Source organism: Acetobacter suratthaniensis (assembly GCF_017377745.1).
Classification (GTDB): Bacteria; Pseudomonadota; Alphaproteobacteria; order Acetobacterales; family Acetobacteraceae; genus Acetobacter; species Acetobacter suratthaniensis.
In genome coordinates this window covers 436436-451807 of the sequence record NZ_JAFVMG010000001.1, presented here as the reverse complement: position 1 = coordinate 451807, position 15372 = coordinate 436436, and the positions used below count along the sequence as shown (strand labels likewise).

The following is a 15372-nucleotide window of genomic DNA, read 5'->3' as shown; positions in this document are numbered from 1 at the left end:
CCATCAAAGCGGCTGCTTGAGACCAACCGCCTCAGGCAGCCGCAGCTACGGCCTCGCCCGCGGCATGGCCGCTGGCCCATGCCCAGTGGAAATTATACCCACCCAGCCAGCCGGTTACATCAACCGCCTCGCCCACCACATACAGACCGGGTACGGTTGTGGCTTCCATCGTACGTGAGGACAGGGCGCACGTATCCACACCGCCGCGCGTCACTTCGGCCTTGGCAAAACCTTCGGTGCCGGTGGGTGTAAGCGCCATATGGCTGATATGCCGGGCAAGGGCGGCCACATCTTTATCCGCCCATTCGGCCAGCGGCCTGCCATGCAGCTTTTCGGGCAGGTAGCGCGCACTGAGCGCCTGCGCCAGACGATGCGGCATCCAGCGCCCCAGTGTCGCGGGGGCCTGTGTTCTTACGCCGCTTTTTTTCAGGCCCGCGAGCGCTGCCGCCATATCCTGCCCCGGCACGAGATCAAGCGAGAGCGCCTGCCCTTCGCGCCAGAAAGAAGAAATCTGCAACAGTGCCGGGCCAGACAACCCCCGATGCGTAAACATCAACGCCTCTTCAAACGCGACCTTGCCGCATGCGGCCCGCACCGGCAGCGAAGCCCCGGCCAGCGTGCGGAGCCACGCATCCTCCTCATGCCCGAACACAAGCGGCACCAGCGCAGGCTCGGGTTTGACAACCGGCAGACCGAACTGCCGGGCCACATCATAAGCAAAGCTGCTCGCCCCCAGCTTGGGAATGGACAGCCCGCCGCTGGCCAGCACCAGAGAGCGTGCGTGCAGGGTGCCCGCCGAGGTCTGCACCGTGAAGTGATCGGCCTTGCTGACCCCGCTGACCCGAACACCTGTCAGGATACGCACATGAGCCGCGCGGCACTCATCAAGCAGCATCTGCACAATGTCTGATGCAGAATGATCGCAAAAAAGCTGGCCCAGCTTTTTTTCATGCCAGGCAATGCCGTGCCGCCCCAGCATGGCCAGAAAATGCTCTGGCCGGTAGCGGCTGATAGCGGATTTAACAAAATGCCGGTTATTGGAAAGAAAGCGTTCGGCCCGCATGTCGGTATTGGTAAAATTGCAGCGGCCACCACCTGAAATCAGGATTTTACGCCCGACCTCCGGCCCGTGTTCGAGCACGCTCACCCGCAGGCCGCGCCGCCCTGCGACAAGAGCCGTCATCAGGCCTGCCGCGCCACCGCCGACAACAACCACATCCTGCACGGCCGCAGCCGCGCCAGAAAGTCCGTTCATAATTTTTAAAAATCCAGATTGGTATAGTATTCGGGCGGTGTAATGCCGGAAATACGATCAGCCAGAAGCGGGCGGAAACAGGGGCGCGACTTCATGCGGGCGTACCAGTCGCGCAGTGCAGGCACGCGCGCCCAGTCGATATCGCCAATAAAATCCATGCAGGACAGATGGGCCGCCGCCGTAAAATCGGCCAGCGACAGAAAGCCGCCCCCCAGCCAGTTCCGGTTTTCGGCCAATTCGTTGGCATAGCGCATCAGCGGGCGCATGGAGGCATAGGCATCACGCAAGGCGCCGCCATCGGGGTTGCCGCGCCCACTCAGCCGCTTCATCACCCGTTCATCAATAAAACGCCCTGATACTTCACGCGCGAACAGCGTATCAAACCACGCAGCCACACGGCGTACCTCTACCCGTTCCGCCAGCGTACGGCCCATCAATGGGGTGTCGGCATAGGCTTCTTCAAGATATTCGCAGATAACAGGAGATGAGGGCACAATCAGCCCGTTATCCTCGATCAGAACGGGCACATCTCCCGCCGGGTTAATGGCGAGCAGTTCCGGGCGCTGTTCCCACGCGCGCTCAATCACCGGTTCGAACGGCAGACGCTTCTCACCCAGCACCAGACGCACAGTCCGGCTGGCCGGGGATATCGGAAAATGCAGGAGGGTACGCATACGCCTCCGTTTATGCCATTGCCCGCCCCCACGCCAGAGGGAAAACACAGACCGCCGAAAAGCTGTTGCAATTGTGTCTCGTGGCACAAAGCACTTGCCTTCGGCCAGCCAAGCCGCCAATGCGTAGAGCAGGCGCGTGCCGGTTTTCCAGCGCCGGGAATCCTGACCCGGTTTTTGTGCGCACGCCCTATCTGTTGACCACCTGTTTTGAGAGCGGCGGTATTTCCTTGTCTGGCACATCCTCGGCTGGCCCATCAGCACACCTTCCGCGCATCCGCATGTCCGGGCGCACGTTCGTGGCCCTGACCCTGACCCCGGAATCTCCCCTGACGGACTGGCTGACCGCGCTGGATCAGCAGATCGCGCGTTCGGTCGGTTTTTTCACGGGCAAACCCGTTATCGTAGATCTGAGCATGGTGCAGGCGGATACGCCCGACCTGTCCTCCCTGCCCGATGATCTCAGGCAACGCGGCATCCGCATTATCGGGATCGAAGGCGGTAGCCGCGACTGGCCAGCAACCAAAGGATGGGACTGGCCTGAAAGCCCGACCTCCGCCCGCACATCCCCCACGCCGCAGCGTGAAGCAGCCCCCTCCGAAACAGACACCGACAGCACCACCCCGGCCAAAAACGCCGCCCAGCCCATGACCCTTGTGGTGGAAGAAAGCATCCGCTCAGGCCAGCAGGTGATCTGGCCTGAAGGCGATGTGGTGGTGATGGGGGCCGTAGCCTCCGGCGCCGAGGTTTCCGCCGGTGGCTCCATCCATATCTACGGCGCTCTGCGTGGGCGCGCGGTGGCAGGTATCGGCGGCCGAGGCGCTTCACGGGTTTTTACGAAGGCTCTGGATGCGGAACTGGTGGCCATAGACGGCTTTTACGCCACCGCCGAGGAAATGGACCCGACCTGCGCCAGCGGTCCCACCCAGATCCTGCTGGAAGGCGAAAGGCTGGTCTTCCGCGCCATGCCCGGCTGAGCAAATGCACAGCACTGTAACGCCGGGCGAAAAATGGCAAAAAAAAGCCCTCTGTAAACGAAAAATTCAAAGTTACATTTTCTAATACAACCCGCTAATGTCGCTGCAATGACCGCGCCGAGGGGCCGGCGGCATGACCTGAAAGAAAAGGAACACCGATGGCAAAGGTTCTCGTCGTCACATCAGGCAAGGGTGGCGTCGGCAAGACCACTACAACCGCGGCTCTCGGGGCGGCGCTGGCCAAGACCGGGCAGAGTGTGGTGCTGGTAGATTTTGACGTCGGCCTGCGTAATCTCGACCTCATCATGGGGGCCGAACGCCGCGTGGTGTTTGATCTGATCAACGTTATTCAGGGCGATGCCAATCTGGCTCAGGCGCTGATCAAGGATAAGCGGATCGAAAGCCTGTCTTTGCTCCCCGCCTCGCAAACCCGCGACAAGGATGCCCTGACCGCAGAAGGCGTGGCCAAAATCATTGCGGAACTGCGCGAAAAATTCGACTGGGTGATCTGCGACAGCCCCGCCGGGATCGAGCGTGGCGCACAGATGGCGATGCACCATGCCGATATGGCCGTGATCGTCACCAACCCCGAAGTGTCCTCCGTGCGCGATAGCGACCGGATTATCGGCATGCTGGACAGCACGACAGAAAAAGCCCGCGCGGGCGAAAAAATGCCCAAGCACCTGCTGCTGACCCGCTATGACCCGCAGCGCGCGGCATCGGGCGACATGCTGGGCACGGACGATGTGCTGGAAATCCTGTCCATTCCGCTGCTGGGCATCGTTCCCGAAAGCCCGGATGTGCTCAAGGCCTCCAACCTTGGCGCACCCGTTACCATTGCCGAACCCAACAGCGCTGCCGCCGGGGCTTATATGGAAGCCGCACGCCGCCTGATGGGCGAGGATATTAAGGTTACCATCCCCACCGAGCGGCGCGGTCTGCTCGACTGGCTGTTTAAATGGAGAGCCGCATGAGTTTTCTCTCCAACCTGTTCAATAAACGCTCCTCCGCCCCCATTGCGCGGGATCGGTTGCAGATTCTGCTGGCGCATGAACGCATGTCAGTGGATGGCGACAATCAGGATGATCTGCTCGCCAAACTGCACCGCGAGATCATGGAAGTGATCAAGCGCCACATCTCGGTCGATCAGGACAAGGTTCAGATCAAGATGGATCGTGGGGCGCAGTGCTCGGTGCTGGAAATTGACGTGGAAGTGCCGGGCCTGACAGACCGGCTCAGCAAAAAAGACTGATACCCTCGCCCCGGCCCCTTATCACAGGGCCGGGGCGCAAGGGTTTCAACCCGGCAGCAATGGCTCCAGCCAGACACGCGCCTGCATGAAATCGTCCCGCAGGGCTGCGACAGCCGCCTCCGGGTCGTGCCGCTCGAACGCCGCGATCAGCCGCAAGTGCGGGTGTTCGGGGTCTGCCGGGGTAATGGGCGGCAGGCAATTGGTGGCGGCATAAACCGGCCCCATTCGCGCCCACAACCCCCTGATAAGCCCGACAGTGAGCAGACGCCGCGAAAAACGCGCCGTGGTGCTATGAAAAACCACATTGGCGACTGCGGCCGCATGGGGGCTACCCGCCTCATACGCCAGAATGAAATCGTGATGCTTTGCGCGCATAACCGCGATTTCATCTGCCGTGACGTGGGTGGCCAGTTCGCGCGTAATACGCTCCTCCAGATCGCCCCGCACACCGTGGATTTCCAGAAAGACCTCTCGCGTCGTCACTGGAATGCAGGCTGTGTTACGGTCGTCCAGCTCCAGCGCCTGCTCCGACACAAGGCGCAGCAGCGCCTCGCGCACAGGCGTGGGGCTAAGGCCCAGAGCCGCCGCCAGAGGCCGCAGCACCAGCCGCTCTCCCCCCTGATAGTGACAGTAAATGAGCTGATCTCTGATCTGCTGATAGGCGTATGCAGCCAGCGCACCACGTCCTTCGGGGCGTGTATGGTCTGGTGTCACCAAAATAGAGCCTGCTCTCATTGCGCGTAAGCCGTCCGCTCTGTTTGTCCATGATACAAAATCCGGCGCGCCACCGTCCGGCCCGGTACACAGCACCGACCCATGATGCCGCCACCGCACCGTTTCCGACTCTATCAAAATTCCGCCATGAGGGAACCCGACACAGTGATGGAATCACGCAGGATTCCGCTGGCATACCCTCTGGCACGGGTTCAGGGCGCGCCAGAACCGCTCGGGTTGCAATAAAAACTTCGTGAGAGCCACAATGCCCGCACAGCCCTGCCCCGCACATAAACGGGCCGTCATCAACACTCCATGACAGCACAGCACCCCCTGCGCCACACTCAAGAAAACGCGCACGAGAAACGCACCGGCCCTCAGGGCTATTTAATTTCCCTTTTAGCAAGGCTTACATTTTTACAATGTCCGCGCAGGCCCCGAAATACCACATTCCTGCCTGATCGTTGTAATAACTTCCGCCATTTTTCCAACGGCCTGCGCCTTCATGGGCCTGCATGCTTCCCATCAAACGGCATGAACACACCGCCAGTTCAACACGGCACGTATTGACGGCAGGAAGCCTTGTCTCTCACAGAGCAATTTCAATGGATTGGGAGCGCGGACTTCAATGGCATCAAGAAAAAAGGCACTGGTTGCTACCGTCATGGCCGCATCAGTGGCCAGCCTGCCATATACGATGGCCCGCCACGCCATGGCGGACGATTATAGCGACCTGCTGGATATTCTGCGCGCCAAGGGCAACCTGACCCAACACGAATACTCCACCCTGCTGAGCAAGCACCTGCGCCATACCGCTGCCGAACAGGATGCCCCTGCCCGCTCGACCCGCTCTGCCGCCCCACACGCCCATGCCACACAGCAGGCCGCAAGCCATGTTGCGCACGGCGCAGGCACGAGCGGGGTAAGCAACGGTTATGAACCCGGCATCCGGTTTGAAGCCGCCCCCGATGTCGCCTCATCTTCACGTGCTGAGGATGCGGCCACCCGTGCGGAAGCCAGCGCCCGCTCCGCGCAGAAGGCTCTGGACGCCATGAATCAGGCCGATTTCGTGCGCGTGGCCAAATACGTACCCGGCAAGGGCCTGACCTTCAAAACCGGGCCGGTGGACATCAACCTCTCCGGCTTCATCAACGGGTTTTACACCTTCAACAGCCCCGGTGGCGGGCCAGCCATTGGCGGCGGCGTGTCCACGGGCAGTTCGGGCTTTGACTCCTCGGGCGTGCGCAACGGCCTGCTGCCTGCCGGGCTGATCCTCAAGCTCAGCACCCAGCAGCAGGGCTGGGATATTGATGCGGTTCTGGGCATGTATCCGGGCATGAACAACGCCAAAAACGGCGCTATGAACGCCAATACGGGCGGTAGCCCGGTCGGTCTTGGCACGCCGGGCATCGATTTCCGTCAGATTTACGTCACCTTCGGCAACAGCCATGTGGGTACATTCAAGGTCGGGCGTGACCTCGCCCTGTTTGGTGGCGATGCCATTCTGAACGATGCAACGCTGCTCAGTGTGGGGGCCACCGGCAGCAACTCCGCTCCGGGCAACACCTCTCTGGGCCGGATTGGCGTGGGTTACGTATATGCGGACTGGATTCCGCAGATTACCTACACCACCCCCAAGATTGCCGGTGTGCAGGGTAGTGTCGGTATTTTCCAGCCATTGGATGAGTTCCAGTTCGCTGGGGCCGATGCGAAAGGCAATCCATATTCCGCCTCCTCCACGCAGCATTCCTCGCCCATGATCCAGGGCAAGGTCACGTATGAGGCGACCTTTGGCGAGGTCAAAGCCAAGATCTGGGCCAGCTTCCTGATCCAGCACCAGCAGAACCTGCAAGGGGTGGGTATCACTACCGATACCGGTCACCACGCCGCCATGGTGGAAGCGGGCGATATCGGCGCGAAGGTCAGCTACAAAGGCTTTGAAGGGGTGGCCTACTACTATCGCGGCAGCGGGTTGGGCACCACCGGCCTGTTCTTTGACGGCGTCGCCGCCAATGGCAGCAAGCGCGATTCCGAAGGCTATTACGTGCAGGCCGCCTACAACATAACCGAACGCCTCAAACTGGTCGGCAGTTACGGCGTCAGCAATCTCTATCTCGCCGGGGGCGAAGCCAGGACGGTCGATCCCGGCTATCTGGTACGCCGCAACCAGTCCGTTATCGGGGCAGCTTATTATCACCTGACAGACTGGCTGAATCTGGTGGGTGAATATGCCCACACCTCGTCCGATGCCCATAACGGCAGTTCCGAAAGTGATGACACCGCCTCAGCCGGTGTGATCCTGCTCTTCTAAAACCGACAGCTGATTACACACAGGGCTGTTGTTCCATTGCGGGGTGAGCTAAGTAACGGTTAGATGACTGTTCACTCGCCCCGCATCAGCGCGCATGGTTCCGATACAAACAGGGGCCTGCGGTGTTCCGCTCAAGCCGCCCGCTGCCTTGTGGGCTGCTTGTAGCCTCATGACCGTGGCTTTCACCCTCTCGCGTTATATTGCGAAGCAATTTGTGCTGTCGGTGCTCGTCATGCTGGCGTCACTCACGGGCATGGTCTGTCTGTTTGATTTTCTTGATCTGCTGCGCCGCGCCTCAGCCCACCCCAATGCGGGACCATCGGTTGCGGCGGAAATCGCAGGGCTCCACCTGCCCTATTTCACCATTCTGATCCTGCCCTTTGCAACGCTTCTGGGGGGGGTGTTCTGCTTCTGGCGTCTGACACGCTCATCCGAACTGGTGGTGGCCCGTGCGGCAGGCATTTCCGTCTGGCAGTTCCTGATGGCGCCGCTAACCTCCGCTATCCTGATCGGTGTTTTTGCGACAACCGTCGTCTCGCCCCTGTCCTCCATCATGTATTCATGGGCGGAAAAGCTCGACCAGCGCTACCTGCGTTCGGATGATGGGCCACTGAGCATTTCCGGCGGGTCTCTATGGCTCCGTCAGGCTGATCAGACCACGCCCCACGGTATCGCCATCCTGCATGCACGCACCGTACGGTTCCATAATACGGCCTTGCAGATCGGCAATATCAGTGTCCTGCGGCTGAACAAGAATAACGACCTCATTTCCCGAATCGAAGCCCACAGCGGCTACCTCGATCACGGCTTCTGGATTCTGGACCAAGCCTCTCAGACTCTCCCCAACGAACTGCCCTCTGCTGTCGGGCGTATCGTTTTACCCACCGACCTGACCGTAAACCGGGTGCAGGAAAGCTTTGCTTCGCCTGACACGCTATCCGTGTGGGCACTGCCAAGCTTTATAGTTCTGCTGGATCGCTCTGGATTCTCGTCCATCCGCCACCGTATCCACTTCCAGTCCCTGCTGGCTCTGCCGGTGCTGAGCGGCACCATGTGCCTTGTCGCGGCGGGCTTTTCCATGCGACCCTCGCGCCATGGCGGGGTCGCTCGTATGATCGGCTCTGGCGTTGCCGCCGGTTTTCTGCTTTTCACGGTATCCAAGGTCGCGGAACAGTTCGGCAAATCAGGTGTACTGCCGCCGGTTCTCGCGGCGTGGGTTCCCGCCGTAGCTGGGCTATGCCTGGCGATCACCCTGCTTTTACATCTGGAGGATGGCTGATTTTGTCCCTGGCGCTCCGGCCCTTATACCGCGCAAGTCGCCCCTGCCGTCGGGCCAGCCTGAGCGCTGCCACCGCTCTGGGCAGTATCATTGCCTGTTCCTTACTGCTGCGCCCCTCTGTGGCTCTGGCACAGTTCCGTCCGCAGCAGATACACTTCGACACGTCGAGAAGCAGCTCGCCGGATGCCCCCGCCACGTTTCAGGCGGACAAGGTCGATTACAACGACACTGATCATACCGTAACATGGTCGGGCAATGTGCAGGTCTGGCAGGATGAGCGCGTTCTAAGAGCCGACCAGATCACATATGACCGCGATACGGGCGTTGTCACCGCACGTGGCAACGTGGCGGTCGTACAGCCTGATGGCTCGGTTCTGTACTCCCATTATGCCGAACTGAACGGTGGCATGCGAAATGGCGTTATGCTGCACGTCTATGCCAATATGGCCGACAACGTGAAAATGGCCGCCAATGGGCTCAGGCGCACCGATGGTAAGGTAAACGACCTGAGCCGCGCCGTTTACACCGCATGCGAAATCTGCGCCAAGGACAAGACACGCGCGCCGTTCTGGCAGTTCCGGGCCTATGGCGCGACACAGGACCTTGAACACTCCAAAATCGACTTCCGTGATGCCTATGTCGATATTCTGGGCATTCCGGTTTTATACCTGCCGTTCTTTTCCATGCCCGACCCTTCCGCCAAGCGGCAGAGCGGCTTTCTCATGCCCGGCATCACCCCGCATGACAGCTATCTGGGCACGTACTTCACCATCCCGTATTACTGGGCCATCAACGATCAGTCCGACCTGAGCGTTCAGGGGCTTTTCGCGACCTCGACCGGCCCCCAGCTTAGCGGCATCTACAGACAGGCGCTGAATTTCGGCTCGCTCAACATCCGTGGTGGTTTTGCCTACGATACCCACCACAACCTCAACTACACCAACGGCTTCGGCAACAGTGTCAGCAGCGGTGATCCCCACGGCATGCAGGGGCATATTTTTGCCCGCGGCCTGTTCAACATCAACAAATACTGGCGCGCCGGGGCCAATATCAACCTTGCCACCTCCGCCAACTACATGCGTGACTATCGTGTGCAGGGCTACGGTAACGAAACGCTCGCCTCGAACGCCTTTCTGGAAGGGTTCGGCACCGGGTCTTACAGCAGGCTGGACGCGCAATACTATCAAGGCCTCAATCAGGGCGTGATCCACAACTCGGATCTGCCCTCGGCCCTGCCCCGCTATACATACAGCTTTGTCGGCCAGCCTGATGCCCTTGGCGGACGGCTGAGCGTGAACACTACGGATTTCTACCTACGCCGTACCATCGGTACGACCGACCAGCGCGGTGAGTTGCAGCTCAACTGGGATCGCCCCTTCCATAGCAAATCAGGCGAACAGTTCCTGCTAACCCTGCGACTGGACTCCATGCTCTATCGCGCTTTCAACCTGTATCAGCTTCCGAACTACTACGCGCACGCCGCAGGCCATGGCGCGATTTCGGGGATGGTGCTGCCCACCATTGCGCTCAAAACAAACTGGCCTTTTGTCCGCACCTTCGAACACGGCCGGGGCACGCAGTTGCTTGAGCCGATCGTGCAGGCCATTTACGCGCCCAACACAGGCAACGGCGCCAATGACAGCCTCCCGAACGAAGACAGCCTTTCCTACGAATTTACCGATTCAACCCTGTTCTCCCTCAACCGCTATCAGGGCACAGACAGGCTGGACGGCGGGCTGCGCGCCAATGTGGGTGTGCATGCCAACTGGACATGGGACGGACACGAGGTAGACCTGCTGGCCGGGCAAAGCTTTCAGGAACATGTCGAACATGATCGCCTGCCCTATTCCGGGCTGGACCACCATGCTTCCGATGTTGTTGCGCGCGCACGCGTTGCGCCCACGCAGTATTTTTCATTCACGTCGCGCATGCGCTACGACCCGTACACATCGCAGATCAATTTTGGCGACGCCCTGTTCAACGTCAATGTCCCGCACTTTAGGCTGAACGGCGGATATATCTGGGAGCCGGTAACCCCGTACTACTACTACGCCACCGACTACCGCACGAATAACCTCAATCGCCTGTACACAGCCCGCACAAGCGAAATCAGCGGTGGCGTATCGGTTTACTGGTCTGGCGCGCATGCCTCCATCTTTTCGCGCCGCAGCCTTTCCCGTCAGGAGTTTGTCACCAACGGCGTCACGGCCGGTTACAACAATGACTGCTTTGGCATCGATTTCATGTATCTCAAGCAATACACCTCCATTGGCGGCATACAGCGTTACTCGACCTACCTTGTTACGCTCACCCTCAAATCCCTTGGCGCCTTTGGCGTCAAATAAGAACTGCTTCAAAAATGTCGCGGCCTCCGTTATCAGGTATAACTGCGCCTGATCTGGCAGAAAGCTGAAAGACCGTCCCGTATGCGCCTGCGCTCCCTTACTCTGGCCTGCTACACCGTGGCGGCCCTGTCGGCCCCTTTGGCGACTGCCCTTGCCGCCTCCAGCCAGCAGGAGCAGCATGGCGATACCGCAGCCAAAGCCGCGCCCAAGCCTGATAACTCCATTGTTGCGGTCGTCAACAGTGTGCCGCTGACCCGACGCGATGTGGACAACCGTGGCAAACTGTTTGCTTTGTCCACCGGCCTGCCCGTTTCTCCCGAACTGATGGATCGTCTGCGCCCGCAGATTATCCGGCAGTTGATTGACGAGCGCCTGCGCACACAGGAAATCCTCAGCCGCCACATCAACGTGCCGCTTGACCAGATTGCCGCCGCCATCAGCAACATCGAACATCGCAACGGCATGGAAGAAGGGGCTTTGCGTGCCCATCTGGCCAAGGACGGTGTCTCGCTCACAACGCTGATCGACCAGATCCGGGTGCAGATTGGCTGGATTCAGGTTCTGCGGCAGGAGCTTGGCCAGCGTTCGCGTGTTGCGGCCAAGGATATTGCCCAGCGTCAGGCAGCCCTCCAGCGCGAGGAAGGCCGCACCGAATACGAAATCGGTGAAATTTTCGTCAAGGTTGAAGACCCCCGTCACGCCGAGGACGAGCTGGACTTTACCAACACCATTATTCAGGAACTGCGGAAGGGTGCGCCCTTTCCCATCGTTGCCGCACAGTTCTCGCAGAGCCAGACCGCTCTGGATGGCGGCTCGATGGGCTGGGTGCAGGAAGATGAACTCGACCCTGCGGTTGTGAACATTGTCCGGCAGATGCCCGTGGGAGTGGGCGCCATTTCCAACCCGATTACCGTACCCGGCGGCTTCCTGATCGTCACGCTGAATGGCAAGCGCACGGTCGGCAAGGAAATCGGGCATGTCATTTCCGCCCGACAGGTGTTCCTGCCGTTCGATACCCTGCTCGACCCCCAGCATGTTACTCCGCAGCAGCAGGCGACACTCCAAAAAGCCCTGCACCTATCCCAGAGCGCGAATAACTGCGCGGATATGGAACGCCTGAACAAGGCCGAAGGGGAAAAACGCCCAAGCGATCCGGGTGAACTCCCGCTTGAGCGCCTGAACCCGCAGATGCAGGCCGTGCTGGCCAATCTGCCGCTCAACAAAGTCTCACGCCCCATGGTCTCGCGCGATGGGATCGACCTGCTGATGGTCTGCGAGAAAAAAGAAAAGAACTTCTCTGACCGTTCGCCCAGCGAAATCGCCGATCAGCTCATGAACGAGCGCGTTGAGCAGGCCGCCCGCCAGCTTGATAGCGACCTGCACCGCCGCGCCATTATCGATATGCGCGTCAAACTCAAGGGAGCGTAATCTCCTGCCTGCCACACTGGAAAGCCTTGCCGATGTCATCCGCCGCCACGGTCTGGATGCCCGCAAGGCGCTGGGCCAGCACTTCCTGCTTGACCCCGGTATTACCGAACACATCGCCGCACTCGCGGGCAATCTTGATGGCCGTCATGTGGTTGAGGTTGGCCCCGGCCCCGGCGGGCTGACACGCGCCCTGCTGGCAACCCCTGCAAGCCATGTCTATGCCGTGGAACTCGACCCGCGCGCGGTTGTGGTCATTGAGGAACTGGCAACGCTCTTTCCCCAACGGCTCGATGTCATACAGGCCGATGCGCTCAAAAAAGACCTGACAACACTCTGCCCTGCTCCGCGCCAGATTGTCGCCAATCTTCCCTATAATGTCGCAACCCCGCTGCTGGTCGGCTGGCTGCGTCAGGGGGGGGCATGGGAACGCATGACCCTGATGTTCCAGCTTGAGGTGGCCGAGCGCATCTGTGCGGCCCCTGACAGTGAACATTACGGACGCCTTGCCGTGCTCAGCCAGTGGTGTGCGGATTGCGCCGTTGTCATGAAACTACCCCCCGGCGCCTTTTCGCCCCCGCCTGCTGTATGGTCTGCCGTGGCGAGTATCACCCCCCATGCCAACCAGCCCGACCCCGCTCTGTTCCGCGCTATGGAGCAGGTTACGGCCGCAGCCTTCGGGCAACGCCGCAAGATGCTGCGCGGTGCGCTCAAAGGACTGAAGGGCAATGCCCTGCTCGAACGCGCTGACATAGATGGAACACGCCGGGCCGAAACCCTGACAATAGACGAGTTCGACCGCCTGGCCCGTGCATGGCAGGCTCTCGCCAGCCAGCCTTAGAAAAGCCTCTCTTTTACGTTACTGGACTCTCGCACCGAGGAGTCCTGCGCGCTATGATCGTCCTGCTTTTTGCCGTTGCCCTGCTAGCTTTCAGTCTCAGCACAGTTTCCGGTGGCGGCGCAGGCCTTCTTGTTATGCCGGTTCTGGGTACATTACTGGCACCCGAGCAAATCCCTGCGGCCCTTTCTCTTGGCACTGCGGTCAGTTCCGCAACACGGATTGCCACATTTTTCCGAGCGATCAACTGGCGGGTTGTCTGCTACTTTGTGCCAGCCAGCCTGCCGGGAGCATGGCTGGGCGTGTGGATGCTCAGTCTGATGCAGCCCATGTATCTCGATCTGCTCTTGGGCCTGTTCCTGCTGGGCAATCTGCCACTGCTACTGCGCCGTAAAAAGCCAGCTCCAGAGAGTGCTTCCGCCCCCCCTCCCGTTTCCATGCGCCTCCTGCCCGGCATTGGTTTTCTGGCTGGATTCATTTCAGGATTTACCGGGGCGGTCGGCCTGTTATTCAACGCGTTTTATCATCGACTGGGACTGCGCAAGGAGGCCATTATTGCCACACGCGCAGCCAATGACATCCTTCTGCATCTGACAAAAATTGGGCTTTACGCCGCCTATGGCCTGCTGAACCAGCAGGTGCTGCTGGCCGGTGCCGTTGTAGCGCTGGCAGGCATTACGGCAACGCTGCTCGTACGGTTCTGGCTGCATCTGGTGAATGAGGAGGTCTTTCGCTCCATCGGGCATGCCGCTGCCTGCGCCGCCGGTCTGGCCATGCTGGTTATGGCCGGGCAGCAGGTGATCCGCCATGACCATGTGCGCACCATGCTCAACGCTACCCATTCTACCGTTTCCGCCAGCATGGGCTGGCGTACTCATGTCTATTCAGTGGCACTCGAACATAACAACGAGCTGGAACTCAAATATACTCACCCGGCTTTCAATACCGGCATGGTACCCGGCCAGCGTGGATACTGGTACCGGGCCTCCGTGCTGCATGTCTCTATGAAGCGGGGCGTGTATGTCACACGCGATCTCTCCCGCACGCAAAGCACCTGACGCACTACCTTTCGGTAGCGGCCTCAGCCCTTTTCCGCCTCCGCAATATAATCACGCGTCAAAGGCACCGCCTCAAGCGAGGGGGAAAGCTGCACCTGAAAGTTCATATGTCCCTGCACACGGAACGCCAGTTCCGATGCTGTAAGATAGAATTCGAACATCCGGGCAAAACGTTCATCATACAATGCAACGGCTTCGGGCCTGCGGGCGGCAAAGCGCTCACGCCAGCAGGCAAGCGTTTTGGCATAATGCAGCCGGAGGATTTCGCAATCCGTTACCCATAAGCCTGCCTGCTCGATCGCGGGCAGTACTTCGCTCAGGGCGGGAGAATATCCTCCGGGGAAAATGTATTTGTTAATCCACGGATTGGTCGTACCCGGCCCGTCATTCCGCCCGATGGAATGTACCAGCGCCACACCATCGGGTTTCAGGCTGTTTTTCACCACATCGAAAAACTGGCTGTAATGCCCAATCCCGACATGCTCGAACATGCCAACAGATACGATCCTGTCAAACTGCCGCCTGAGGTGGCGGTAATCAAGCAGCTCAAACCGCACACGCCGCTCGAGCCCTTCCTGCCGGGCCCGTTCACGCGCAAAAGCAAGCTGCTCCTGCGAGAGGGTAATACCCGTCACCACAGCCCCATAATCACGCGCAAGGGTCAGGGCCATACCACCCCACCCGCACCCTATGTCCAGCACCTCCAGCCCCGGCCTGTCGAGCAAAAGCTTGGCGGCTATATGCTGTTTTTTGGCCTCCTGCGCTTCATCCAGCGTTTCGGTGCCATAGCGGAAATATGCGCAGGAATACTGCCAGTCCTTATCCAGAAACAACTGGTAGAGGCTGTTGCCCAGATCATAATGATGCGCGACATTCCGCTGCGCCCGTGCCGCCGGGTTGAACTGTGTCCAGCCTCGCCGGACATAACGCAGAGCAGAGGCCAGACGCTCGCTTACATGGCCCGCAGGCTCCATCGCATTGAGCATGAGCAGTTCGAGCAGGTCGTAAAGCGTGCAGTCTACCGGTTGCAGGTTGCCTTCCATATAGGCTTCACCCACCCCCAGCCCCGGATTGAGCAGCAATGCCCGCTCGGCCTGTGCGTCTTTGAGCCTGAGAGCCGCCTGCGGCCCTACCCTGCTGCCCTGATACTGGCTGAAGGCGCCATCTGACCAGTAAACGGACAGACAGCCGTAAGAAACAAACTGTCGTAAGACCATGTCCAGAAGGTGTTTCAATACACATTCCTC

13 protein-coding genes are annotated in these 15372 nt (G+C 59.9%); 9 read left to right on the top strand and 4 right to left on the bottom strand.

What is annotated here, in order from left to right; genetic code table 11:
• Window positions 1-31: 31 nt before the first annotated feature.
• Both J2D75_RS02125 and J2D75_RS02120 read right to left on the bottom strand, forming a co-directional pair.
• Window positions 32-1255 carry a BaiN/RdsA family NAD(P)/FAD-dependent oxidoreductase gene (locus J2D75_RS02125; protein ID WP_207852253.1) on the bottom strand — a complete coding sequence of 408 codons (1224 nt, stop codon included), beginning with the start codon at window positions 1253-1255 and terminating at the stop codon, window positions 32-34.
• 5 nt (window positions 1256-1260) lie between these two features.
• Complete coding sequence (locus tag J2D75_RS02120; protein ID WP_207852250.1) at window positions 1261-1929, bottom strand: glutathione S-transferase family protein; 669 nt, start codon at window positions 1927-1929, stop codon at window positions 1261-1263.
• A gap of 278 nt (window positions 1930-2207) precedes the next feature.
• Here J2D75_RS02120 and minC point away from each other — a divergent pair, with 278 nt between their 5' ends.
• From minC to minE, 3 genes are all read left to right on the top strand, one after another.
• A complete protein-coding gene (minC, locus tag J2D75_RS02115; RefSeq protein ID WP_243428445.1) occupies window positions 2208-2903 on the top strand; it encodes a septum site-determining protein MinC in 696 nt (231 codons plus the stop codon).
• A 158-nt stretch (window positions 2904-3061) separates the two neighbouring features.
• The gene (gene minD / locus J2D75_RS02110) at window positions 3062-3877 is read left to right on the top strand and encodes a septum site-determining protein MinD (protein WP_207852246.1); all 816 of its coding nucleotides are present in this window, start codon (window positions 3062-3064) and stop codon (window positions 3875-3877) included.
• Entirely contained in the window at window positions 3874-4155 is a 282-nt protein-coding gene (gene minE, locus J2D75_RS02105; RefSeq protein WP_207852244.1) for a cell division topological specificity factor MinE, read from the top strand. The genes minD and minE overlap by 4 nt, the downstream gene beginning before the upstream one ends.
• Window positions 4156-4200: 45 nt before the next feature.
• Here minE and J2D75_RS02100 read toward each other — a convergent pair whose 3' ends face one another.
• Entirely contained in the window at window positions 4201-4890 is a 690-nt protein-coding gene (locus J2D75_RS02100; RefSeq protein ID WP_207852242.1) for a GntR family transcriptional regulator, read from the bottom strand.
• 607 nt (window positions 4891-5497) lie between these two features.
• On the opposite strand from J2D75_RS02100, the gene J2D75_RS02095 reads away from it, so the two are divergent.
• The 6 genes from J2D75_RS02095 (at window position 5498) to J2D75_RS02070 (ending at window position 14125) form a co-directional block, all read left to right on the top strand.
• Window positions 5498-7180 carry a porin gene (locus J2D75_RS02095; protein WP_207852240.1) on the top strand — a complete coding sequence of 561 codons (1683 nt, stop codon included), beginning with the start codon at window positions 5498-5500 and terminating at the stop codon, window positions 7178-7180.
• Window positions 7181-7349: 169 nt separating this feature from the next.
• Window positions 7350-8459, top strand: a complete 1110-nt coding sequence (lptG, locus tag J2D75_RS02090; RefSeq protein WP_207852822.1) for an LPS export ABC transporter permease LptG — start codon at window positions 7350-7352, stop codon at window positions 8457-8459.
• Window positions 8460-8467: 8 nt separating this feature from the next.
• The gene (locus J2D75_RS02085) at window positions 8468-10804 is read left to right on the top strand and encodes an LPS-assembly protein LptD (RefSeq protein ID WP_207852820.1); all 2337 of its coding nucleotides are present in this window, start codon (window positions 8468-8470) and stop codon (window positions 10802-10804) included.
• Between the two features lie 81 nt (window positions 10805-10885).
• Window positions 10886-12232, top strand: coding sequence for a peptidylprolyl isomerase (locus J2D75_RS02080; protein ID WP_207852238.1), 1347 nt, complete (start codon window positions 10886-10888; stop codon window positions 12230-12232).
• A 4-nt stretch (window positions 12233-12236) separates the two neighbouring features.
• A complete protein-coding gene (rsmA, locus tag J2D75_RS02075) occupies window positions 12237-13070 on the top strand; it encodes a 16S rRNA (adenine(1518)-N(6)/adenine(1519)-N(6))-dimethyltransferase RsmA (RefSeq protein WP_243428444.1) in 834 nt (277 codons plus the stop codon).
• Between the two features lie 53 nt (window positions 13071-13123).
• Window positions 13124-14125: a sulfite exporter TauE/SafE family protein gene (locus J2D75_RS02070; protein ID WP_207852236.1), complete on the top strand. Its 1002-nt coding sequence runs from the start codon at window positions 13124-13126 to the stop codon at window positions 14123-14125.
• A gap of 23 nt (window positions 14126-14148) precedes the next feature.
• Here J2D75_RS02070 and J2D75_RS02065 read toward each other — a convergent pair whose 3' ends face one another.
• On the bottom strand, window positions 14149-15360 hold the full coding sequence (locus J2D75_RS02065; RefSeq protein WP_207852234.1) for a class I SAM-dependent methyltransferase: 1212 nt from the start codon (window positions 15358-15360) through the stop codon (window positions 14149-14151).
• Window positions 15361-15372 lie beyond the last annotated feature (12 nt).

Bases quoted from the DNA above. Each gene is read 5' to 3' on its own strand.
- J2D75_RS02125 (WP_207852253.1), bottom strand. From the start codon at position 1,255: ATGAACGGACTTTCTGGCGCGGCTGCGGCCGTGCAGGATGTGGTTGTT.
- J2D75_RS02120 (WP_207852250.1), bottom strand. From the start codon at position 1,929: ATGCGTACCCTCCTGCATTTTCCGATATCCCCGGCCAGCCGGACTGTG.
- minC (WP_243428445.1), top strand. From the start codon at position 2,208: ATGTCCGGGCGCACGTTCGTGGCCCTGACCCTGACCCCGGAATCTCCC.
- minD (WP_207852246.1), top strand. From the start codon at position 3,062: ATGGCAAAGGTTCTCGTCGTCACATCAGGCAAGGGTGGCGTCGGCAAG.
- minE (WP_207852244.1), top strand. From the start codon at position 3,874: ATGAGTTTTCTCTCCAACCTGTTCAATAAACGCTCCTCCGCCCCCATT.
- J2D75_RS02100 (WP_207852242.1), bottom strand. From the start codon at position 4,890: ATGAGAGCAGGCTCTATTTTGGTGACACCAGACCATACACGCCCCGAA.
- J2D75_RS02095 (WP_207852240.1), top strand. From the start codon at position 5,498: ATGGCATCAAGAAAAAAGGCACTGGTTGCTACCGTCATGGCCGCATCA.
- lptG (WP_207852822.1), top strand. From the start codon at position 7,350: ATGACCGTGGCTTTCACCCTCTCGCGTTATATTGCGAAGCAATTTGTG.
- J2D75_RS02080 (WP_207852238.1), top strand. From the start codon at position 10,886: ATGCGCCTGCGCTCCCTTACTCTGGCCTGCTACACCGTGGCGGCCCTG.
- J2D75_RS02070 (WP_207852236.1), top strand. From the start codon at position 13,124: ATGATCGTCCTGCTTTTTGCCGTTGCCCTGCTAGCTTTCAGTCTCAGC.